This window comes from Pseudomonas sp. AC169 (genome assembly GCF_979258515.1).
Genome location: NZ_OZ409866.1, coordinates 3,393,843 through 3,415,029 on the forward strand (window position 1 = coordinate 3,393,843; position 21,187 = coordinate 3,415,029).

Below are 21,187 nucleotides of genomic sequence, written 5' to 3' on the forward strand. Positions count from 1 at the left end.
TCCTGAATACGATCGCAATTGTGACAACGGTCAAGCATCGGACTGACGGCAAAAAACTGCGCAGCCGCCGCCGAACGCTCTAGGTTCGGCGGCGGCTGCGCTGTGCGGTTTTTTAGAAACCTTCTAAAACAATTTTCCCCTTGGCTTTGCCGCTTTCCAGCAGCTCATGGGCGCGACGCAGGTTCGCCGCATTGATCGTGCCGAAATGCTCGCCCACCGTGGTCTTCAACGTCCCGGCATCAATCAGCTCGGCCACGCGGTTGAGCAGGTTGTGCTGCTCGATCATGTCCGGCGTCTCGAACAGCGAGCGGGTGTACATGAATTCCCAGTGCAGCGACAGGCTCTTGCGCTTGAGTTTGCTGATATCCAGTGATTTCGGATCATCGATCAGCGCCAGTTTGCCTTGCGGCGCCAGGGCTTCAACCAGTTGATCCAGATGCTGATCGGTCTGGGTCAGGCTGGCGACGTGGGTGACGTTATCGATGCCGGCGCGTTTCAGTTCTTCACTCAGCGGCTGGCTGTGATCGATCACCAGGTCGGCGCCCAGCTCTTTGACCCAGTCGCGGGTCTGCTCGCGGGAAGCGGTGCCGATGACTTTCAGGCCGGTCAGTTGCCTGGCCAGTTGCGTGAGGATCGAGCCAACCCCGCCGGCCGCGCCGACGATCAGCAGACTCTGGTCTTCTGTGGTTTTGCCTTCGCGGATTTGCAGGCGCTCGAACAGCAACTCCCACGCGGTGATCGCGGTAAGCGGCAGCGCGGCGGCCTCGGCGAAACCGAGGGATTTCGGCATATGGCCGACAATGCGCTCATCCACCACGTGCAGTTCACTGTTGCCACCGGCACGGGCGATGGAGCCGGCGTAGAAGACCTTGTCGCCGGCCTTGAACAACGTCACCTCACTGCCGACAGCCTTGACCACACCGGCAACGTCCCAGCCCAGCACCTTCGCCGCGCCGTTTTCCGGTGCCACGTTCTGCCGCACTTTGGTGTCGACCGGGTTGACCGAAATGGCTTTGACTTCCACCAGCAGGTCGCGCGGGCCGGCTACCGGTTCTGGCAGTTCGATGTCTTGCAGGGATTTTGCGTCGCTGATCGGCAGGGAAGCGTAATAGGCGATGGCTTTCATGAAGGACTCCGTACAGTTGATAGAAGAAGAAATCAGGCAATCGCGCCAAGGCGTTTGAGCTGGAAGTGTTCGATGGTGTGGCCGGCAGTGGCCTGGAAGTTCTGAAAGTGTGCGCTGGCGTTGTGCGCCTCAAGCACCGCTTCGCTGGCCCAGTGCTCGATCACATAAAACACCTGCGGGTCGGCGAGGTCGCGGTGCAAGTCGTATTGGCTGCAACCGTCTTCGGCGCGGCTCGGCTCAACCAGGGCGCGCAAGCCCTGTTCGAGAAGGTCCTGTTGGCCGGGTTTGGCGATCAGGGTGGCGATTGCGGTGAAGGGCTGGGACATGCTCGGCTCCAGAGCAGCGGGATGAATGCGATAGAGAGATGATTGGCTATTTCTCTGCGAGATAAAACCGGCTAAAAGAGCAGTCTCTTTCAATATTTTTTTGATAATCGAGGCTGAGCATGCTGCGTTTCGATGATTTGCAGTTATTTGTCCGGGCGGCGGATCTGGGCAGCCTGTCGGCGGCAGCGCGAGTGATGGACATGTCCGCAGCTGTGGCCAGTGCGGCGTTGAAGCGAATTGAACAGCAGCTCGGCGCGCGGCTGCTGGCGCGTTCGACCCGCAGCTTGCGCCTGACGGCCGAAGGCGAAGGTTTTCTCGAATACGCACGGGCGGCGCTGAGTAATCTCGATGAAGGTCGGCGCCTGCTCGCCAGTGGCCAGGATCAGGTCAGCGGGGTCTTGCAGTTGTCGGCGCCGTCGGATTTCGGTCGCAATCTGCTGCTGCCATGGCTCGACGAGTTCCAGCGCGAGCACCCGAAGCTGACCGTGCGCTTGTTGCTCGGCGATCGTATCGCCGATCTGTTTCGTCAACCGGTGGACATCGCCTTGCGCTATGGCGAGCCGGAAGACTCAAGCCTGGTGGCTTTGCCCATCGCCGCGCAAAACCGCCGCGTGTTGTGTGCCTCGCCGGCGTATCTGGCCCGACACGGCGAACCGCGCCAACTCGAACAACTGGCCCAGCACAACTGCCTGTTGTACATGCTCGGTAGCCGGATTCATGACCACTGGAGTTTTCACGATGGCAAACGTGAAGTCGGCCTGACCGTCAGTGGCGACCGTTTCAGCGATGACGCCGACGTCGTGCGTCTGTGGGCGCTGGCCGGCGCCGGAATTGCCTACAAGTCGTGGCTGGACGTGGGCGCTGATGTGCTCGCCGGGCGTCTCAAAGTACTGTTGCCGGAGCTGCTCTGTGAGCGCGCACCGCTGAATTTGTTGTGCGCCCATCGCGCTCAATTGAGTAAGCCGGTGAACCTTCTGAGGGACATGCTCGCCAGCCGATGCGCTGATTTGAGTAGTCAATTTCCCGTTTTTCCGAAAGTTGATCATTAGTCGCAGCTAAATAGAGAAATTTCTGTCAGGAACAATCACCACCTGCGCAGGCCCCGGCGCGGGACGCGCGGGCTAACCCGCTTATACTAGCGCCCGCCTCATGCCAGCACCGACACCCCGGCCCGGAGACCCTCGCACCGCGTCGCCAGTATTCGAGTGACGGTCGCGCAACTGCTGCGGGTTCTGTGCCGGAGCAGGCTGCGTCAGTGGCTTGCCTCGCCCCGGTTCATGGCGATTTTCGCGTCTTGGCCGATGACTCATTACCGGCCAAGATGTCTCCGAGCAGTAGACGATACGATTCAACAGGGAGTGAACACATGGAACATGCACCTTGCATCAGCCAGATCGCCACGTTGCTGGCCGACCCCAAGCGCAGCGCGATGATGTGGGCGTTGATGGATGGCTCGGCCCGGCAAACCGAGGAGCTTGCGCTACTGGCAGGGCTGTCGCCGTCGTCGGCCAGTGCGCATCTGGCACGGCTATCCACGGGTGGTCTGTTGAAGGTCGAAGTCCGTGGTCGCAAACGCTTTTTCCGTCTCTCGGCACCGGAGGTCGGCGCTGCGATAGAAGCATTGGCCAGCGCCACCATTGCCAGTGCTCCACGGGAAATTCCCGAGGTCTTCAAACGCACCACCCCCATGGCCAAACCGCAAACCGCGCCGTCCTCGTTGTTGCGCGCGCGTTTTTGCGATGACCATCTCGGCGGTACGCTGGCGGCGGATCTGTATCAACGGTTGCTCGATGCCGGCTGGATCGAACAGCTTGAACAACGCGTCGTGGTGACCCACAAAGGTGCGAAACGCTTGGCGGGCCGTGGCGTGTTCATTCAGGCGCTGGCCCATCGCAACGTGCAGGTGGCATGTGCCTGTCCGGACTGGAGCGAACGTCGTCCGCACATGGGGGGCTCACTCGGCGCCGCACTGTTGCAGTTGTTCATGCAGTCCGGCTGGCTGACGCTGCCCAACGACTCTCGAGCCTTGCAATTGACGGCCACCGGCCAACGGGAATTGCATCGATTCGCCAGGGAGACCGAGCTGGAAATGGCGTTGTAGAGCGCCTTGCCATTGACGTCCGGAACTGCTTCATCGCTACGGGCGTCGTCCACGACTGCGAACAGGTCGCATCCAGCACGAACGCCGAGGCACTATCACGCACACTCGATCCGGGGACATTTCGGATGGGGGAGGCGGCATGGACACTCACGGCTACAGTGCGGCAGAACGCTTGGAACGACTGCCAGTCAGCGGTTATCACCGGATCATTTTCATCATCATCGCCCTGGCGTTTTTCTTCGACTCCATGGATCTGGCGATGATGACGTTCCTGCTTGGCTCGATCAAAGCCGAGTTCGGCCTGAGCAGTGCGCAAGCGGGGCTGCTCGCCAGTTCGAGTTTTTTCGGCATGGTGCTGGGGGCATCGCTGTCCGGCATGCTCGCCGATCGCTTCGGACGCAAACCGGTGTTTCAGTGGAGCATCGTCTTGTGGGGCGTGGCCAGTTATCTGTGCTCGACCGCGCAAACGGTCGAGACGCTGACGTTGTTCCGCATTCTGTTGGGAATCGGTATGGGCATGGAATTTCCCATCGCCCAGTCGATGCTGTCCGAGCTGATTCCTGCCAAACGACGTGGGCGCTACATCGCATTGATGGATGGCTTCTGGCCGCTGGGTTTCGTGGCGGCCGGCGTACTGTCTTACTTCCTGCTGCCGCTGATTGGCTGGCGCGATATCTTTCTGGTGTTGGCCGTGCCAGCGGTGTTTGTGCTGGCGATCCGCTTTTTCATTCCCGAGTCACCGCGCTGGCTGGAACAGGCTGGAAAGTATGAGGCAGCAGACAAGGTGTTGAACGGCATCGAGGCGCGGGTGCGTTTGTCGCTGGGCGGTGCGGCGTTGCCGGAACCGTTGCGCTTGCCGCGCACCGTGACCCCGCCGGGCGATTTCTTTGCCGCGCTCAAGCAGATCTGGTCGCCGCAGTATCGCCAGCGCACCACGATGATCTGGAGTCTGTGGTTCTTTGCGCTACTGGGGTTTTATGGGCTGACGTCGTGGCTCAGTGCCTTGCTGCAACAGTCGGGTTTTGCCGTGACGCAGTCGGTGTATTACACGGTGCTGATTTCCCTGGGCGGGATTCCCGGATTTCTCATGGCTGCGTGGCTGGTCGAGCGCTGGGGACGCAAACCGGTGTGCATCGTCACGTTGCTCGGCGGCGGGGTGATGGCGTTTCTGTACGGGCAGAGTGCGGTGTTTGGCGGCAACGTGGCGCTGCTGATCGGCACCGGGCTGTTGATGCAGTTTTTTCTGTTCGGCATGTGGGCGGTGCTTTACACCTACACGCCGGAACTGTATCCGACGTCGGCACGGGCGACAGGCTCGGGCTTTGCTTCGGCGATCGGGCGGGTGGGTTCGCTGCTCGGGCCGTTGGTGACCGGGTTGGTGTTCCCGATAACCGGGCAGGGCGGGGTGTTTGCGCTGGGCGCGGCGTGCTTTGCGATAGCGGCGGGGGTGGTGTGGCTGTTCGGGATGGAGACGCGGGGTAAGACCCTGGAAGAATTGACCGAAGCAGAAGTTATTGGCTGACCCCTAAACCAACTGTGGGAGCGAGCTTGCTCGCGAAAGCGGTGTATCAAACAACAACTTCGTTGAATGACAGACCGTATTCGCGAGCAAGCTCGCTCCCACAGGGGGGGGCGGTGTGGCTTATGGTTTTACCAGACGCGCATCCAGGCTGTTCTGCGCCAGGCGCTTGGCCTGATCCTGGGTCATGCCCAAGTGCTCATGCAGCGCGTAGAAGTTCTCGGTCACATAACCACCGAAGTACGCCGGGTCATCGGAATTCACCGTGACCTTCACACCACGCTCGAGCATGTCGAGAATGTTGTGCTGCGACATGTGATCGAACACGCAAAGCTTGGTGTTCGACAGCGGGCACACGGTCAGCGGGATTTGCTCGTCGATGATCCGCTGCATCAAACGCTCGTCTTCGATGGCGCGTACGCCATGGTCGATGCGTTGGATTTTCAGCAGGTCGATGGCTTCCCAGATGTACTCCGGCGGGCCTTCTTCGCCAGCATGGGCAACGGTGAGGAAGCCTTCGTGGCGGGCACGGTCGAACACGCGCTGGAACTTGCTCGGCGGGTGACCCATCTCGGAACTGTCCAGACCGACTGCGACAAACGCATCACGGAACGGCAGCGCTTGATCAAGGGTTTTCTCGGCTTCTTCTTCGCTCAGGTGGCGCAGAAAGCTGAGGATCAAACCGCTGGTGATGCCCAGTTGCTGCTCGCCATCCTTCAGCGCGGCGGCGATGCCGTTGAGCACCACTTCGAATGGAATGCCCCGATCGGTGTGAGTCTGCGGGTCGAAGAACGGTTCGGTGTGAATCACGTTCTGCGCTTTGCAGCGCAGCAGGTACGCCCAGGTCAGGTCGTAGAAGTCCTGCGAAGTGCGCAGCACGTCGGCGCCCTGGTAATACAGGTCGAGGAATTCCTGCAGGTTGTTGAAGGCGTAAGCCTGGCGCAGGGTTTCCACGTCGTTCCACGGCAGGGCGATCTTGTTGCGTTCGGCCAGGGCGAACAGCAGCTCGGGCTCCAGCGAGCCTTCCAGGTGCAGGTGCAGTTCAGCCTTGGGCAAGGCGTTGAGCCAGTCGTACATATTCTTTTCTCATCAGGTGCAATGACGGCATTCTACAGATGCGCGCCGAAACAATTGGCAAAACCTGACCAAGCGATCCATCACACCGCTTCCTGTTCGCGGCGATAGGCGTAGGTATCGGCGAAGCGCGACAGCAGGAATTCGGCGCAGGTGGTGGTCGGATATTTCGCCGGATGCTGCGCGTCCTGGCAACCGGGCAGGCATTCGATGCGGGTGTCCGGGTGCGGCTCGGCGAAGAACGGCATCGAGTAGCGATCCACGCCCAGCGGGCTGATCACCCGGTGCGGGGTCGAGCGATAACGGTCGTTGCTCCAGCGCGCCATCATGTCGCCGAGGTTGACCACGAAGGTGCCGTCGATGGGCGGCGCATCGATCCATTCGCCCCGCACATTCTTGACCTGCAAGCCACCGGCGCTGTCCTGATAGAGCAGGGTGATGCAGCCGTAATCGGTGTGCGCGCCGGCGCCTTGCTGCTCGGCGGAGCTGGCGGTGTGGCGCGGTGGGTAATGGATCATGCGCAGGACGCTGACCGGGTCGACGAAGCGGCTGTCGAAGAAGTCGCGCTCGATGTCGAGAGCGAGGGTCATTGCCCGTAGCAGGGTTTGCGCGAGGGCCTGCATGTCGAGGTAGTGCTGCTCCATCAACTCAGCCCATCCGGTTTGCGCCGGATGCCGGTTCGGCCCGCGCAACGGTTTTTCCGCGAGCACATCAGGATGGTTGGCTGGCAGGTGCAGGCCCATGTCGAAGGTTTCTTTGAGGTCGCTGGGTTTGTTCGGGTCGAGTTGCTCGGTGGCGATGGCGCCGTAGCCGCGATGGTGGCGGGTCTGGGTGATGTCGATCTTGAGTTTTTCTGCTGCGGGCAGAGCAAAAAAACGTTGAGTCTGATCGAGGACTTCGTCGATGCGCTGCGCTGCGATTGGGTGGCCCTTGATGTAGAAGAAACCCCATTCGCGGCAGGCGTGGTCGATCTGCTCGGCGACGGCTGGCCAAGCGTTTTCATTGTCGCTATAGAGCGGGCTGATATCGATGATCGGAAGCTGATCCATACGCAATCCTTGAAAAGTACGGGAGATCGTTCCCACGCTCCGCGTGGGAATGCCTCAATGGACGCTCTGCGTCCGCTTTCAGCAGGGACGCGGAGCGTCCCGGGCGGCATTCCCACGCAGAGCGTGGGAACGATCGGGGTCAGGTAGATTACTTCGGCATCTCCGCCTTCATGCCTTCAACGTAATAGTTCATCGACGCCAGTTCCGCATTCGTCGCGCTCACGCCTGCGGGGATTTTCTCGACCCCGGCCTGATCCTTGATCGGCCCGGTAAACGGTTGAAACGCACCGCTCTTGATGTCGGCAATGATCTGCTCGGCCTCGGCTTTCACCGGCGCTGGCACCAGATCGCTGATCGGCAGTTCAACCGTGCCTTCCTTCAACCCGCCCCAGTAATCCTGCGATTTCCAGGTGTGATCGATCACGCTTTGCGTCGCCTGAATATAGTGCGGCGCCCAGTCGTTGACGATCGAGGTCAGCACCGCTTTCGGCCCGAAGTGCGCCATGTCCGAGGCGTAACCCACCGCGTACACGCCACGACGTTCGGCGGCTTGAATCGGCGCCGGGCTGTCGGTGTGCTGGAACACCACGTCGACGCCCTGATCGATCAGCGCGTTGGCCGCGTCGGCTTCCTTGCCCGGATCAAACCACGAGTTGACCCACACAACCTTGATCTCGGTGCCGGGGTTGTACTTGTTCAAGGCCAATTGGATCGAGTTGATATCGCGGATCACCTCGGGGATCGGGAACGAAGCGACGTAACCGATCTTCTTGGTCTTGGTCATCTTCGCGGCGAGGAAGCCGCCGACGTAGCGCCCCTCGTAAGTGCGCGCCAGATAGGTGCCGAGGTTCTTGTCCTGTTTGTAGCCGGTGGCGTGTTCGAAGGTCACCTTGGGGAATTGCTTGGCGACTTTCAGCGTCGGGTTCATGTAGCCGAAAGAGGTGGTGAAGATCAGGTCGTACTTGTCCTTGGCCATGTTGCGGATCACCCGCTCGGCGTCGGCACCCTCGGCGACGTTCTCGACGTAGTTGGTGGTGATCTGATTGCCGAATTTTTCCGCGAGTGCCTTGCGCCCCTGCTCATGCTGATACGTCCAGCCGTGGTCACCAATCGGACCGATGTAGACGAAACCGACCTTCAGCGGATCGGCAGCGCTGGCGCTCAGGCTGATCCCCAGACCGAGGGCGGCGCACAGCAGTTTGTGCAGCGGACGTATTTGCATGAACTCGAACTCCATTTTGTTGTGTGTGGACAGGGCCAATGCAAATTGCTGACCAACAAGACAACAAACAATCCAGAACCGAGGCGCGGCCTTCGCGAGCAAGCTCGCTCCCACATTGAAATGCGGTCACCTGTGGGAGCGAGCTTGCTCGCGAAGGAGCCGGTAAGGCCAATAAAAGGGCACCTGCCGAACTAGCTGCCATTCGCTGGTGCGCTAAGGTGTAACGAAACGTTAGCGCCGCCCCGCAGTCAGTAGCTCATTCGTTCTCTTCGGCAAAAAGGCCCGCCATGCTCTCGATCCTCAAGCAAGAAAGCTTTCTGCTGCTGGCCGTCATCGCCGCGTGCGTCGCCTATCCGCTGGAACACTGGCTGCTGCACAGCGGCCAGATCGTTGCGCTGATCGGCGGATTAGTGCTGATCGCCTTCATTGTCGCCGCCTCGATGCGCGTCGCTCATCAGGCCGAATTGCTCGCGGAAAAAGTCGGCGATCCCTACGGCACGATGATCCTCACCCTCGCCGCCGTGCTGGTGGAAGTGGTGATCCTCGCGATCATGATGAGCAACGAAGCCTCGGCTACTTTGGTGCGCGACACCATCTATTCGGCGGTCATGCTCGACATCAACGGCATCCTCGGCCTCGCCGCGCTGATGGGCGGGATCAAGCACGGCGAGCAGTCCTATAACGATGACTCGGCGCGCAGCTACAGCGTGATGATCCTCACCGCCATGGGCGTATCGATGGTGGTGCCGGAGTTTATTCCCGAGGCCAACTGGAAGATTTATTCGGCGTTCACCATCGGTGCGATGGTGGTGCTTTATGCGCTGTTCCTGCGCATGCAGGTCGGCCCGCACAGTTACTTTTTCAGCTACAGCTACCCGGACAAACGCCGCAAGAAAGAACCCGTCGAGGAGGAGCCGAAACCGGTCAGCCTCGCATTGTCGATCGGCATTCTGGTGTTCGGTGTGGTGGTGATTGGCGCACTCGCCGAGGTGATGTCGAAGACCCTCGATCTGGGCCTGGAAGGCACGGGCGCGCCGCCGGTGATCACGGCGATTCTGGTGGCGGCGATTTCCGCTGCGCCGGAGATTCTGACTGCGTTGCGTGCGGCACTGGCCAACCGTATGCAGTCGGTGGTGAACATTGCAATGGGCGCGTCATTGTCGACGGTGATCCTGACCGTGCCGGTGATGGAGGCGATGGCGCTGTATACCGGTCAACCGTTTCAGATGGCGATGACGCCGGTGCAGACGGTGATGATCTTCATCACGCTGATCGTCAGCGCGATCAACCTCAATGACGGCGAGACCAATGCCATCGAAGGCATGACGCACTTTGTGCTGTTTGCGACGTTCATCATGTTGTCGCTGCTCGGTCTTTGATATTGATCGTTCCCACGCTCCGCGTGGGAATGCCGCCATGGACGCTCTGCGTCCGCTGCTGGGACGCGGAGCGTCCCGAGATGCAGTCCCACGCAGAGCGTGGGAACGATCATATGGGGAGGGGGATCAGGTACCGGCGATGAGCTGGCGAGCCGCTTGGCTGTGATCGGCAATCAGGCCTTTCAGATCCAGCCCTTCAACCTGGCCATCCACCACGCGCCACTTGCCTCCAATCATCACCCGATCCGCCCGATCCGCGCCGCACAACAACAGCGCCGAAATCGGATCATGGCTGCCCGAGAAGCGCAGCTCATCGAGCTTGAACAACGCCAGATCTGCCTGCTTGCCCACGGCAATCTCACCAATATCGGTACGCCCCAACAGGCTCGCCGAACCCTTGGTCGCCCAGCCCAGCACGCGTTCCGGAGTGATCTTCTCGGCGCCGTAACGCAGGCGCTGGATGTACAGCGCCTGACGCGCTTCGAGAATCATGTTCGAGGCATCGTTGGACGCCGAACCATCCACGCCCAGACCAAACAACGCACCCGCGTCAGTCAGATCGATACTCGGGCAAATGCCGGAGGCCAGGCGCATGTTCGAACTCGGGCAATGGCAAATGCCGGTGCCAGCCTGACCCAGGCGAGCGATTTCGTCCGGGTTGAAATGAATGCCGTGGGCCAGCCAGGTGCGCGGGCCGAGCCAGCCGACGCTGTCCAGATAATCAACGGTGCGCAGGCCGAAACGCTGTAGGCAGAAATCTTCTTCGTCGAGGGTTTCGGCCAAGTGGGTGTGCAGACGCACGTCGAGCTTGTTGGCCAACTCAGCACTGGCCGACATGATTTCCGGGGTCACCGAGAACGGCGAGCACGGTGCCAATGCGATCTGAATCTGCGCGCCGTCGCCGCGTTCGTGGTACTCGTGAATCAGGCGCTGACTGTCGTCGAGAATCACCTGACCTTCCTGCACGGTCTGCTGCGGCGGCAGGCCGCCGTCCTTCTCGCCGAGGCTCATCGAGCCGCGAGTGAGCATGGCGCGCATGCCCAGTTCGCGAACGCTTTCGACTTGCACGTCGATGGCGTTTTCCAGGCCGTCCGGGAACAGGTAGTGATGGTCGGCAGCGGTGGTGCAGCCGGACAGCAGCAGCTCGGCCAAAGCGACTTTGGTGGCGAGCGCGAGTTTCTCAGGCGTCAGGCGCGCCCACACCGGGTACAGGGTTTTCAGCCACGGGAACAATGGCTGATTGACCACCGGCGCCCAGGCACGGGTGAGGGTTTGATAGAAGTGATGGTGGGTGTTGATCAGGCCCGGCAGGATCACATGCTCGCGGGCATCAAAGACTTCATTGCACGGCGCCGACGGCTGTTGGCCGGCAGCTAGCACTTCGACGATGACACCGTCTTGCACGACTAGACCGCCACGGGCATCGAGCTCGTTGGAGGTGAAAATGGCGAGGGGATTTTTTAACCAGGTACGGGTCGCGGGCATGTTGCCGGCTCCTCTGAAAATGGGGTTCAGGGTTGCCAGCTCAGTGATGCCCTGTCTGCTGATCCAGGGTCGCCGCGGGGGACGAGGTGCGCAGTTTCAAACAAAACGCCGCATCGGGCAAGCCCAACCCGACCATTCACCACACAACCCTTGTGGGAGCGAGCCTGCTCCGGGCGGCGTTCCGACGAAGGCGTCGTATCAGTCGATATCCATTGTCTGACACACCGCATTCGCGAGCAGGCTCGCTCCCACATTGGCATCTTCAGTGTTTACCAGGGGATCGTTTCACCCTTGTAGTTGATGAAGTGATGCCCGCCCTTGCCGGTATACGCATTCACCTGATCAACCAGGCCACGGGTGCTGGTTTCCACATCCAGATCAGCCCCTTCGCCACCCATATCGGTCTTCACCCAACCCGGATGCAGCGACAATACTGTCATCTTCTGCTCGCCCAATTGCGTGACAAAACTGTTGGTCATCGAATTCAGCGCAGCCTTGCTAGCCTTGTACAGCGCCAGCTCCGGCGCATCCGCCACTGTCACGCTGCCGAGCCCGGAACTCATGAACGCCAGCACGCCGCTGCCATCACGAATCTGCCCGACAAAACGCTGAGCCAGATTGATCGGCGCCACCGCGTTGGTGAAAAAAAGCTGACCGACTTCCGCCAGTGTCGCGCCGCCCGGGGTCTGGTCAATCGGGCCTTTGACCCCGGCGTTGACAAACAGCAGGTCGAAGGTTTCGCCTTTGAGCTGTTGACTCAGCGCAATGACCGCTTGCTGGTCGTCCATGTCGAGCTTCTCGATCCGCACCTTGCCCAATGCTTCCAGCGCCTGAGCATTGGCAGGATTGCGCACGGTGGCGGTGACTTGCCAGCCGTCGGCCAGCAGGGTTTTCACCAGACCGAGGCCAAGGCCACGGGAGGCGCCGATGATCAGTGCGTTTTTTGCAGACATGAGAGACTTCCTTGATGAATGAGGATCATGGATTCAATGGACAGGCCTGACCGAGGCGAAGTTGCAGTTCCTGACGCAGCGCGTCGAGTTCGCCCATGCGGGTTTCGATCAGTTGCAGTTTGTCGCGCAGCAACTGCGCCACGGCGTTGTCCGGATCGGGGGCGTTCCACAACGCAGCAACGCTGTTACCGATCTCGCCGAGGGTAAATCCCAAGCGTTGCGCGGTTTTGATATAGAGCACCAGTTGCACCATTTCCGGTGGATAGTCGCGATAACCGTTGGCGCTGCGCTGCGCTGCGATCAATCCGCGCTGCTCGTAGAAGCGCAAGGTGTCACGACTGACGGCGCTGGCCTGGGCTAATTCACCGATGCGCATGCTGGCTCTCAAAAGGGCTATTGACCCTGGAGCATACTCCAGGCTTTACCGTGGTTGCTCCTCAAATTTCTGGAGCATGGATGATGTGGACTTCAACGCAATATCGCAACGTGGTGCGCGGCAGTGCCTGGTATGACTTGATCGTCACGGCGGCGTTTGCCACGCCGTGGAGTTTTGCGCTTGTGCACGGGTTGTTGAGCGCACTGAATTTGCCCGGCGAACTGCCGGCGTTTCAGCCTGTGCATATGTTGATGGCGAATCTGTTGGGTTCGGTGGTGTGCGTTTGGGCGGTGCTGCGGATTTGTGATCCGCAGGCGCTTTATGGACGGTATGACGCGGTGGCCAGATTTTTGTTTGCGGCTTGGCAAGCGTACGCCTTGCTCCACGGTGCCAGTTCGATTTTGTTGGTTTTCCTGGTTTTCGAACTGGCGTGGGGCATCGCTCAGGCGTTGCCTGTGCGGACGCCTTCGCGAGCAAGCTCGCTCCCACAGGGGATTTGAGTGAACTCGGTCAACTGTGGGAGCGAGCTTGCTCGCGAAGAGGCCAGTAAATTCACCTCTTAATGCCCCGCCTGCCAAGGCTGCCCTAGCGACACCGGCGCATACAACCGCGTGCGTAACGCATCCCGCGACAACAGCACCAACACCACAATCGTCGCCACGTACGGCAGCATCGCCAGCAAACTCGACGGAATCGCCAGCCCCAACCCCTGCGCCACCAAATGCAGGATGCTGGCGAGGCCAAACAGATACGCCCCGAGCAACAACCGCCACACCCGCCAACTGGCAAACACCACCAGCGCCAGCGCGATCCAGCCACGTCCGGCGGTCATGTTTTCCGCCCACATCGGCGTGTACGCCAGCGACAAATACGCCCCGGCCAACCCGGCCATCGCCCCGCCAAACAGCACCGCCAACGTGCGCACGGTCAACACCGGCAGCCCCATCGCACTGGCCGCATCCGGGTTCTCGCCGACCGCTTGAATGATCAAACCGACACGACTTTTGACGATCACCCACGCCACCAGCGCAAACAGCGCGAACGATAGATACACCAGCAAATCCTGGGCAAACAGCATCCGTCCGATCAGCGGAATCTCACTCAGATAAGGAATCGCCAACGGCTCAAAACCGGCCAGCGGTTTACCCACCCAGGCCGCGCCGACAAAGGTCGACAGTCCGACACCGAAAATCGTCAGGGCCAATCCGGTCGCCACCTGATTGGCGTTGAACACCAGTGCCACCAAGGCAAACAGCGACGACAGCAACATCCCCGCGAGCATCGCCAACAACACGCCGAGCCACAGGTTGCCGCTGTTCAGCGCAACGATAAAACCGATCACCGCGCCAAACAGCATCATCCCTTCCTGCCCAAGATTGAGCACGCCGCTCTTCTCGCAGATCAGTTCACCCAACGCCACCAGCAACAGCGGCGTGCCGCAACGCACCATGGCGTAGAAAATATTGCTCAACAGATCGATATCCATCACAGCGCTCCGGCAGTTACGGCGGTGGTCGAAGTGCGCTTCGCCCAGCGCAGGTTCAGGCGTGGCCGATAGAGAATCAGCACGTCACTGGCGAGCAGGAAAAACAGCATCATTCCCTGGAACAACTGGGTGATTGCTTGCGGCAGATTCATCGTCATTTGTGCGCTCTCGCCACCGATGTACAGCAGCGCCATCAGCAAACTCGAAAACAGAATTCCGATTGGATTCAGTCGGCCAAGAAACGCCACGGTAATCGCCGCATAGCCATACCCCGGCGAAACCTGCGGTACCAATTGGCCAATCGGTCCGGTCACTTCGCAGACACCCGCGAGCCCGGCTAAGCCGCCGCTGATCAACAGCGCCAGCCAGATCAAGCGCTTCTCGCGAAAGCCGACAAACCCCGCCGCACGCTTGTCCAGCCCGAGCACTTTGATCTGGAAACCGACAAAGCTTTTCTGCAGCAACACCCACACCACGACCAGTGCGAGCAGGGCGAAATACACCCCGGCATGCACGCGGCCATCCTCCATCAGCAGCGGCAAACGGCTGGCGTCGCCGAACATCGCCGATTCGGGAAAGTTGAATCCGGCCGGATCCTTCAGCGGCCCGTGCACGCAGAACAACAGCAGATTCAGCGCGATGTAATTGAGCATGATGCTGGTGAGAATTTCGTTGGCATTGAAGCGTGTGCGCAACCACGCGGTAAGTCCGGCCCACGCCGCGCCTGCGACGGTGCCGGTGAGCAGAATAAATACCAGCGCCCAACGACTTTGCATGTCGATGATGTTCACCGCCAAGGCACTCCCGGCGAGCGCGCCGAAGAGCAATTGACCTTCGGCGCCGATGTTCCAGATCCGCGCCTGATACGCCACTGCCAGGCCCAGCGCGCAAAGCAGAATCGGCAGCGCCTTGACCAGCAGTTCGGAGACGCCATACAAATCGCTGACCGGCGCGATCAGCAGCGTGTGCAAAGTTTGCAGCGGGTCGTGACCGAGGGCGATGAACAGCAGCGAGCCGCAGCCAAGTGTCAGCGCCGCTGCCAACAACGGCGAGCACCACAGCATCAATCGCGATTGCTGGCCACGGGGTTCGAGGGAAAGCAGCATGTTGAAACTCCGTTAAACCGTGGCGGCGGAAGGTGGGTTGTCGAACTGGCCGGCCATCCAGCTGCCGACGTCGCTGAGTTGTGTGTCGCCGGTGTTGTGCAACGCCGACAGCCGTCCGCCGCACAACGCGCCGAGGCGGTCGCTGATCTGGAACAGTTCGTCGAGATCTTCTGAGATCACCAGAATCGCCGCGCCCGCATCGCGTAACGCAATCAACGCACGGTGGATGGTCGCGGCGGCGCCGACGTCGACGCCCCAGGTTGGGTGCGCGGCGATCAGCAGTTTTGGCTGTTGGAGGATTTCCCGGCCGAGGATGAATTTCTGCAAGTTGCCGCCGGACAGGCTGCGCGCAGCGGTGTGCGTGTCCGGGGTTTTCACGCCGAAGCGCTGAATGATTTGCTGGGCGAGAGCTTCGACTTTGCCGCGCTCGATCAAACCGTGGCTGACCAAGCCTTGTTGGAAGGCGGTGAGCAGGGCGTTGTCCGCCAGACTCAATTCCGGCACCGCGCCGTGGCCGAGGCGTTCGGCGGGGACGAACGCCAAACCCAGTTTGCGCCGCGCGTCCGGGCGCAAGTCGGCAACATTCTGCTCAGCGAATCGAAGGGTTGCCGCTTCGGCCCGAGGCAAGGTTTGTTCGCCACTGAGCAGGGCGAGCAACTCGTCCTGTCCATTGCCAGCAACGCCAGCGACGCCGACGATTTCACCGCTGCATACTTCCAGGTCAATATCAGTCAGCGAGCAACCAAACGGATCCGGGTTATGCCAACTCAACCCGCTCACCCGCAAAAACGCCGCGCCGCCGCTGACTTTCGGATAATCGCTGATCAACGCTGCCGCTTCGCCAACCATCAACTGCGCCAATTGCTGATCCGAACATTCGGCCGGCAGGCAATGACCGGCGACTCGACCGCCGCGCAGAACTGTCGCGCTGTGACACAACGCGCGCACCTCACCGAGTTTGTGACTGATAAACAGAATGCTGCAGCCTTCGGCGGCGAGGCGGCGCAGGGTGATGAACAATTCGTCGGCTTCCTGCGGGGTCAGCACTGAGGTCGGCTCATCGAGAATCAGCAAACGAATGTCCTGCATCAGGCAGCGAACAATCTCCACCCGTTGCCGCTCACCGATCGACAGGCTGTGGACAAGTCGCTCCGGCTCCAGCGCCATGCCGTAGTGGCGCGATACTTCGCGAATCCTGGGCTCCAGTTGTTTCGGTGTCCCGGCCGCCGCGCCCATTGCCAGCGCGATGTTCTGCGCCACGCTGAGGGTTTCGAACAGTGAGAAATGCTGGAACACCATGCCGATGCCCAACTGCCGCGCCTGCGCCGGGTTGCGCATATTCACCGGCTGACCTTGCCAGAGCATCTCGCCGGCATCGGCTTGGGTGACACCGTAGATGATCTTCATCAAGGTACTTTTGCCCGCGCCGTTTTCGCCGAGCAGGGCGTGGATTTCTCCGGGAGCGATGGTCAGGTCGATGGCGTCGTTGGCCAGACAACCGGGGTAGCGTTTACTGATGTGGCGCAGTTGCAGGCGCGGGGTTACGGGAGCAATGGGCATGACAGGCTCGACTTGCTTGGAGTTGTGCCTGTGGATAAAGCAATTTCCTGGCCATTGAGTCAGGAACGCGAGCGGGCCGCGTGTGCCAGCCGCTGGTGTAGAGCATTCCAGGTAAAAAGAGCCTGTGCCCGGCACCAATTCAGAGCAAAGCCGTTGATCCGGCTCCAGTTTTGCCCGTTGGTAACTGATCAAAAAACGAGCAAACCCTTGGGGACTAGGCAGCACCTGCGACTGCGCCAGCCATGAACGGGTTATCCACAGCTTGTTCCACAGTTATTGTGCGCAAGCTGCAAACCCGGGCATAAGCACTGCGGTGCTTTCTTTCTATTGGTGATAAACGACGCTAACTGACTGTTTCTGTTTGAAATTTTCAGTTCGTCGGGTGAATTGAACGAAAAGTGAACAAACCGCGCAAAGCCACGTGACAGAAGGGTTACAGCGGAATGTGCTCAGGTTATCCACAGTCGGGTGCACAGCAGATGTGGGCAAGTCTGTGGAATAAGGAAAACGGGGTATGCCCTAAAAGATCGCAGCCTGGGGACGATCTTGCGATCTGGCTTACCGCTGCAACAAAATCCGCCCACGACTCAGATCTGCCAATTGGCTTTGCAACAACTCGATCTGCGCCTCACCCACCGCCAATTTCAACTCGACGCCGTTCGCCGTGAAGTTCTCCTCCACAACCAATCCACCGAGATCCGCCACGCGCAATTTCACCAACGCCAACTCGGCAAACCCACGAGCACAACTCAACGCCACCCGACTGATCAACTCAACCTTCGCCGCCGTCTGCAAACATTTGTTCGCACCACCGCCATACGCCCGGGCCAAACCGCCGGTCCCGAGTTGAATCCCTCCGTACCAACGAATCACCAGCACCGCGACCTGATCGCAATCCTGCGCTTCAATCGCCGCCAGAATCGGTCGCCCGGCCGTGCCGCCCGGTTCGCCATCGTCATTGCTGCGATATTGATCGCCGAGTTTCCACGCCCAGCAATTGTGCGAGGCATTCAAGTCGCTGTGCTGTTCAAAAAATGCCTGGGCCTCGGCAGGGCTGCCGATCGGCGTGGCGAAGGTGATAAAGCGGCTTTTGCGAATCTCTTCGCGGTACTCGCAAAAACCGCTGAGGGTGAAAGGCATAAACGTCTTATAGAGGAGGAGTGAGGCCGCAGCCTTTGAGGATGATGCGGATAAGGTTGTTGCCGGCGTCTTCCATGTCTTGCTTGGTCAACTTGCTGCGACCGCTGACGCGGCAGATCTGCGTGGCGAAGTCGGCGTAATGCTGAGTGCTGCCCCATAGCAGAAAGATCAGGTGCACCGGGTCGACCGCGTCCATTTTGCCCGCATCGATCCACGCCTGAAACACCGCCGCACGACCGGTAAACCAGGCGCGGTAGTCTTGGTTGAAATATTCGCTAAGGCATTCGCCACCGCTGATCACTTCCATCGCAAAGATCCGCGAGGCCTGCGGCTGGCGACGGGAAAATTCCATTTTCGCGCGAATATAGCGAGTCAATGCTTCGGCCGGATCGTCCTCGGCCGTGAGTGTGTTGAAGGTGCTGTCCCACAGCTCGATGATGTTGCTCAGCACCGCCACGTACAATCCAAGCTTGTTGGTGAAGTAGTAATGCAGGTTGGCCTTGGGCAACCCGGCATTCTGCGCGATGGTGTTCATGCTGGTGCCTTTGTAACCGTGACGGGCGAAATCGTCTTCGGCGGCTTTGAGGATGGTCTCTTCGTTTTTCTGACGAATGCGGCTGGCGGGTTTGCCGCCATGGGCTGGGACTTCAAAGGTCATAGGCACTTCCGGGTTTGTCTGTGGGTGCAACCAGTTGCGTTGATAGCGCACCCACAGGCATCCGACAAGTGTTTGAGCGATAAAACCGTTACGCCTGTTCGATCTTGTTCAGCGATGCGTGCGCTTCAGCGGCCTCGGTTTTCGACTCCGGCAGCAACAGGCACAGGATGATTGCGGTCAGACCGCCGCTGGTGATCGCCGAATCAAACAGGTTCTGCACCAGTTTCGGCAGCAGGTGCAGCAGGTTCGGTTGTGCGGCGATGCCCAGGCCGACGCCGAACGAGGTGGCGATGATCAACATGCTGCGCCTATCCAGCGGTGACTGCGCGAGGATGCGCACGCCGGCTGCGGCCACCGCGCCGAACATCACCAGGGTCGCGCCGCCGAGCACTGGTTTCGGAATCTGTTGCAGCACCGCGCCGATCATCGGGAACATACCGAGACAAAACAGGATTGCGCCGATGTACAACCCGACGTAGCGGCTGGCCACGCCGGTCAACTGGATCACGCCGTTGTTCTGCGCAAACGTGGTGTTGGGGAACGCACTGAAGGTCGCGGCGATCATGCAGCTCACGCCATCACCGAGCACGCCACCGCGCAGGCGGCATATATAAGAAGGGCCACTGATGGGCTGGCGAGCGAGCATGCAGTTCGCGGTGAGGTCGCCGACGGTTTCGATGGTGCTGATCAGATAAATCAGCGCGACCGGCAGGAAAGCCGTCCAGTCGAAGCTGAAGCCAAACTTGAACGGCGTAGGAAAACTCACCAGTGGCAAGTCAGGCAACGGCTGCGGCACCAGTTTCCCACTGAACCACGCGGCCAGACTGCCGAGCAGCAAACCGATGATGATCGCCGACAAACGCACCCACGGCGTGTTCGAGCGGTTGAGCAGAATGATCGTCAGCAACACAAACACGCCCAGCGCCAGATTGCCCGGCGCGCCGAAGTCCGCTGCATTGAAACCACCGCCCAGATCGGTAATACCAACCTTGATCAGACTGATGCCGATCAGGGTGATGACGATACCGGTCACCAGCGGCGTAACGACTCGACGCAATTGGCCGATGAAACGGCTGAGGACGATCTGCACCATCGCGCCGAAAAAGCACACACCGAAAATCATCGCCAGAATGTCTTCCGGGCTGCCGCCGCGTTGCTTGACCAGAAACCCCGCCGACAGCACCGCACCAAGAAAGGCAAAACTGGTGCCTTGCAGGCAGATCATCCCCGCGCCAATCCCGAACGGCCGCCGCGCCTGAATAAACGTACCGACGCCGGAGACCATCAACGCCATGCTGATCAGGTAGGGCAAATAGACGGTCAGCCCGAGTGCCGAACCAATCACCAGCGGTGGGGTGATGATGCCGACGAAACTGGCGAGCACGTGTTGCAACGCCGCGAGCGTGGCGGCGAGCGGTTTGGGGCGGTCGTTGAGGCCGTAGATCAGGTCGCTGGACGGTGCGGAATCTGGCTGCATGGCTGAAGGCTTCTTGTTGAAGGATCGGGGTTGATCCTGCTTTGCAAAAAACTGTCCACTTGCTCAGGTTATTTGTCGAATTTGTCGCCAAGCACCAACGCTGGCGGGCCTCGGAGGATTTTCAGCGCGTCGCCGCCAGACTCTCCAAAAAGCTTTCCAGCACCAAATGAGGGCGCCGCCCCTTGCGCGTGACCGATGCCAGACTCAAATCGTAAAACCGCGTTCCTGCTTTTAAAGCACGCAAGCGACCTTGCTGTACCCAGAGACTGGCGTAGTGATCCGGTAGATATCCAATGTAACGTCCGGTCAAAATTAGAAACGCCATACCCTCACGGTCAGAAGCACTGGCCGTGCAATTGAGCGCCTGGTAATGCGCCTGGATATCCGCCGGCAAACGAAACGTCGGCGCGATCGCGTCCTGACTGTTTAAACGCTCGTCATCGAGTTGCTTGTCATCGACATAAAACAGCGGATGCCCCACCGCGCAATAAAGCAGCGAACGCTCGCTGTACAGCGGTTGATACTCCAGCCCCGACAACGCACTGGCCTGCGGCACCACGCCGACATGCAGACGCCCATCGAGCACGCCTTGCTCAACTTCATTCGGCGCAATCATGCGGATCTGAATCTGCACATCCGGCCCGCGTTCCTTCAACTGCGCGAGGGCGTGGGTGATGCGCATGTGGGGCAGGGTGACCAGATTGTCGGTCAGGCCGATGATCAACTCGCCACGCAAATGCTGGTGCAGGCCGTTGACCTCGGTGCGGAAGCTTTCCAGCGCGCTCAGTAGTTGAAGCGCCGACTGATACACCTCGCGACCTTCCTCGGTCAGCGAGAACCCCGCGCGACCGCGCTGGCACAGGCGCAAACCGAGACGCTGCTCCAGATCGCTCATCTGCTGACTGATCGCCGAGCGACCGATGCCGAGCACGGTTTCCGCCGCCGAGAAGCCGCCGCATTCCACCACGCTGCGAAAAATCCGCAGCAAGCGAATATCAAAGTCACTGACCTGGGCCAGCGGATCGGGGCGGCGGCTGCTCATCTTATTGTTCTCATTGTTTAGCAAAGTTCTAACTGAAGGTTAGAAGAGTTGAATTTCACCGACTTTATCCGCGTGGCAATTTAGCTGCAACAACGCTTTTTATCTCCC

The 21,187-nt window shown here is 60.0% G+C and carries 20 protein-coding genes; 5 read left to right on the top strand and 15 right to left on the bottom strand.

The genetic code is table 11. The features are described from left to right. Nucleotides 1-112 precede the first annotated feature (112 nt). Nucleotides 113-1,126, bottom strand: a complete 1,014-nt coding sequence (locus ACZZ0G_RS15260; protein WP_463556681.1) for a zinc-binding alcohol dehydrogenase family protein — start codon at nucleotides 1,124-1,126, stop codon at nucleotides 113-115. A gap of 32 nt (nucleotides 1,127-1,158) precedes the next feature. Continuing rightward, nucleotides 1,159-1,452: a putative quinol monooxygenase gene (locus tag ACZZ0G_RS15265; RefSeq protein ID WP_463556682.1), complete on the bottom strand. Its 294-nt coding sequence runs from the start codon at nucleotides 1,450-1,452 to the stop codon at nucleotides 1,159-1,161. Between the two features lie 119 nt (nucleotides 1,453-1,571). Here ACZZ0G_RS15265 and ACZZ0G_RS15270 point away from each other — a divergent pair, with 119 nt between their 5' ends. The 3 genes from ACZZ0G_RS15270 (at nucleotide 1,572) to ACZZ0G_RS15280 (ending at nucleotide 5,075) form a co-directional block, all read left to right on the top strand. After that, entirely contained in the window at nucleotides 1,572-2,501 is a 930-nt protein-coding gene (locus ACZZ0G_RS15270) for a LysR family transcriptional regulator (RefSeq protein ID WP_463556683.1), read from the top strand. A 317-nt stretch (nucleotides 2,502-2,818) separates the two neighbouring features. Next, nucleotides 2,819-3,553, top strand: a complete 735-nt coding sequence (locus ACZZ0G_RS15275; protein WP_122606378.1) for an ArsR/SmtB family transcription factor — start codon at nucleotides 2,819-2,821, stop codon at nucleotides 3,551-3,553. Nucleotides 3,554-3,692: 139 nt separating this feature from the next. After that, nucleotides 3,693-5,075: an MFS transporter gene (locus ACZZ0G_RS15280; RefSeq protein WP_463556684.1), complete on the top strand. Its 1,383-nt coding sequence runs from the start codon at nucleotides 3,693-3,695 to the stop codon at nucleotides 5,073-5,075. Nucleotides 5,076-5,195: 120 nt separating this feature from the next. Here the strand turns inward: ACZZ0G_RS15280 and ACZZ0G_RS15285 are convergent, their stop codons facing one another. From ACZZ0G_RS15285 to ACZZ0G_RS15295, 3 genes are all read right to left on the bottom strand, one after another. Then, nucleotides 5,196-6,149 carry an adenosine deaminase gene (locus ACZZ0G_RS15285; RefSeq protein WP_463397785.1) on the bottom strand — a complete coding sequence of 318 codons (954 nt, stop codon included), beginning with the start codon at nucleotides 6,147-6,149 and terminating at the stop codon, nucleotides 5,196-5,198. 80 nt (nucleotides 6,150-6,229) lie between these two features. Further along, nucleotides 6,230-7,195 carry a 2-oxoglutarate and iron-dependent oxygenase domain-containing protein gene (locus ACZZ0G_RS15290; protein WP_463556685.1) on the bottom strand — a complete coding sequence of 322 codons (966 nt, stop codon included), beginning with the start codon at nucleotides 7,193-7,195 and terminating at the stop codon, nucleotides 6,230-6,232. A gap of 148 nt (nucleotides 7,196-7,343) precedes the next feature. After that, nucleotides 7,344-8,417, bottom strand: coding sequence for a BMP family ABC transporter substrate-binding protein (locus ACZZ0G_RS15295; protein ID WP_105709456.1), 1,074 nt, complete (start codon nucleotides 8,415-8,417; stop codon nucleotides 7,344-7,346). Between the two features lie 287 nt (nucleotides 8,418-8,704). Here ACZZ0G_RS15295 and ACZZ0G_RS15300 point away from each other — a divergent pair, with 287 nt between their 5' ends. Next, the gene (locus ACZZ0G_RS15300; RefSeq protein ID WP_463556686.1) at nucleotides 8,705-9,796 is read left to right on the top strand and encodes a calcium:cation antiporter; all 1,092 of its coding nucleotides are present in this window, start codon (nucleotides 8,705-8,707) and stop codon (nucleotides 9,794-9,796) included. Nucleotides 9,797-9,922: 126 nt separating this feature from the next. Here the strand turns inward: ACZZ0G_RS15300 and ACZZ0G_RS15305 are convergent, their stop codons facing one another. The 3 genes from ACZZ0G_RS15305 to ACZZ0G_RS15315 form a co-directional block, all read right to left on the bottom strand. After that, entirely contained in the window at nucleotides 9,923-11,281 is a 1,359-nt protein-coding gene (locus ACZZ0G_RS15305) for an 8-oxoguanine deaminase (RefSeq protein ID WP_064387749.1), read from the bottom strand. A gap of 269 nt (nucleotides 11,282-11,550) precedes the next feature. Next, on the bottom strand, nucleotides 11,551-12,234 hold the full coding sequence (locus ACZZ0G_RS15310) for an SDR family oxidoreductase (RefSeq protein WP_463556687.1): 684 nt from the start codon (nucleotides 12,232-12,234) through the stop codon (nucleotides 11,551-11,553). 25 nt (nucleotides 12,235-12,259) lie between these two features. Further along, nucleotides 12,260-12,610, bottom strand: coding sequence for a MerR family transcriptional regulator (locus ACZZ0G_RS15315; RefSeq protein ID WP_463556688.1), 351 nt, complete (start codon nucleotides 12,608-12,610; stop codon nucleotides 12,260-12,262). An 83-nt stretch (nucleotides 12,611-12,693) separates the two neighbouring features. Between ACZZ0G_RS15315 and ACZZ0G_RS15320 the strand changes: the two genes are divergently transcribed. Continuing rightward, nucleotides 12,694-13,110 (top strand): hypothetical protein, encoded by a 417-nt coding sequence (locus ACZZ0G_RS15320; protein ID WP_463558860.1) that lies wholly within the window; start codon nucleotides 12,694-12,696, stop codon nucleotides 13,108-13,110. Between the two features lie 59 nt (nucleotides 13,111-13,169). On the opposite strand, the gene ACZZ0G_RS15325 is transcribed toward ACZZ0G_RS15320, so the two are convergent. The 7 genes from ACZZ0G_RS15325 to ACZZ0G_RS15355 form a co-directional block, all read right to left on the bottom strand. Then, entirely contained in the window at nucleotides 13,170-14,096 is a 927-nt protein-coding gene (locus ACZZ0G_RS15325) for an ABC transporter permease (protein WP_123594072.1), read from the bottom strand. Beyond that, nucleotides 14,096-15,202 carry an ABC transporter permease gene (locus ACZZ0G_RS15330; RefSeq protein WP_463556689.1) on the bottom strand — a complete coding sequence of 369 codons (1,107 nt, stop codon included), beginning with the start codon at nucleotides 15,200-15,202 and terminating at the stop codon, nucleotides 14,096-14,098. The genes ACZZ0G_RS15325 and ACZZ0G_RS15330 overlap by 1 nt, the downstream gene beginning before the upstream one ends. Before the next feature lie 12 nt (nucleotides 15,203-15,214). After that, nucleotides 15,215-16,762 carry an ABC transporter ATP-binding protein gene (locus ACZZ0G_RS15335; protein ID WP_463556690.1) on the bottom strand — a complete coding sequence of 516 codons (1,548 nt, stop codon included), beginning with the start codon at nucleotides 16,760-16,762 and terminating at the stop codon, nucleotides 15,215-15,217. Nucleotides 16,763-17,320: 558 nt separating this feature from the next. Continuing rightward, nucleotides 17,321-17,902, bottom strand: a complete 582-nt coding sequence (locus ACZZ0G_RS15340) for an IMPACT family protein (protein WP_463556691.1) — start codon at nucleotides 17,900-17,902, stop codon at nucleotides 17,321-17,323. 7 nt (nucleotides 17,903-17,909) lie between these two features. Then, nucleotides 17,910-18,560, bottom strand: coding sequence for a TetR/AcrR family transcriptional regulator (locus ACZZ0G_RS15345; RefSeq protein ID WP_463556692.1), 651 nt, complete (start codon nucleotides 18,558-18,560; stop codon nucleotides 17,910-17,912). An 88-nt stretch (nucleotides 18,561-18,648) separates the two neighbouring features. Beyond that, entirely contained in the window at nucleotides 18,649-20,037 is a 1,389-nt protein-coding gene (locus ACZZ0G_RS15350; protein WP_463556693.1) for a uracil-xanthine permease family protein, read from the bottom strand. A 121-nt stretch (nucleotides 20,038-20,158) separates the two neighbouring features. Continuing rightward, nucleotides 20,159-21,079, bottom strand: coding sequence for a LysR family transcriptional regulator (locus tag ACZZ0G_RS15355; RefSeq protein ID WP_053116962.1), 921 nt, complete (start codon nucleotides 21,077-21,079; stop codon nucleotides 20,159-20,161). Nucleotides 21,080-21,187 lie beyond the last annotated feature (108 nt).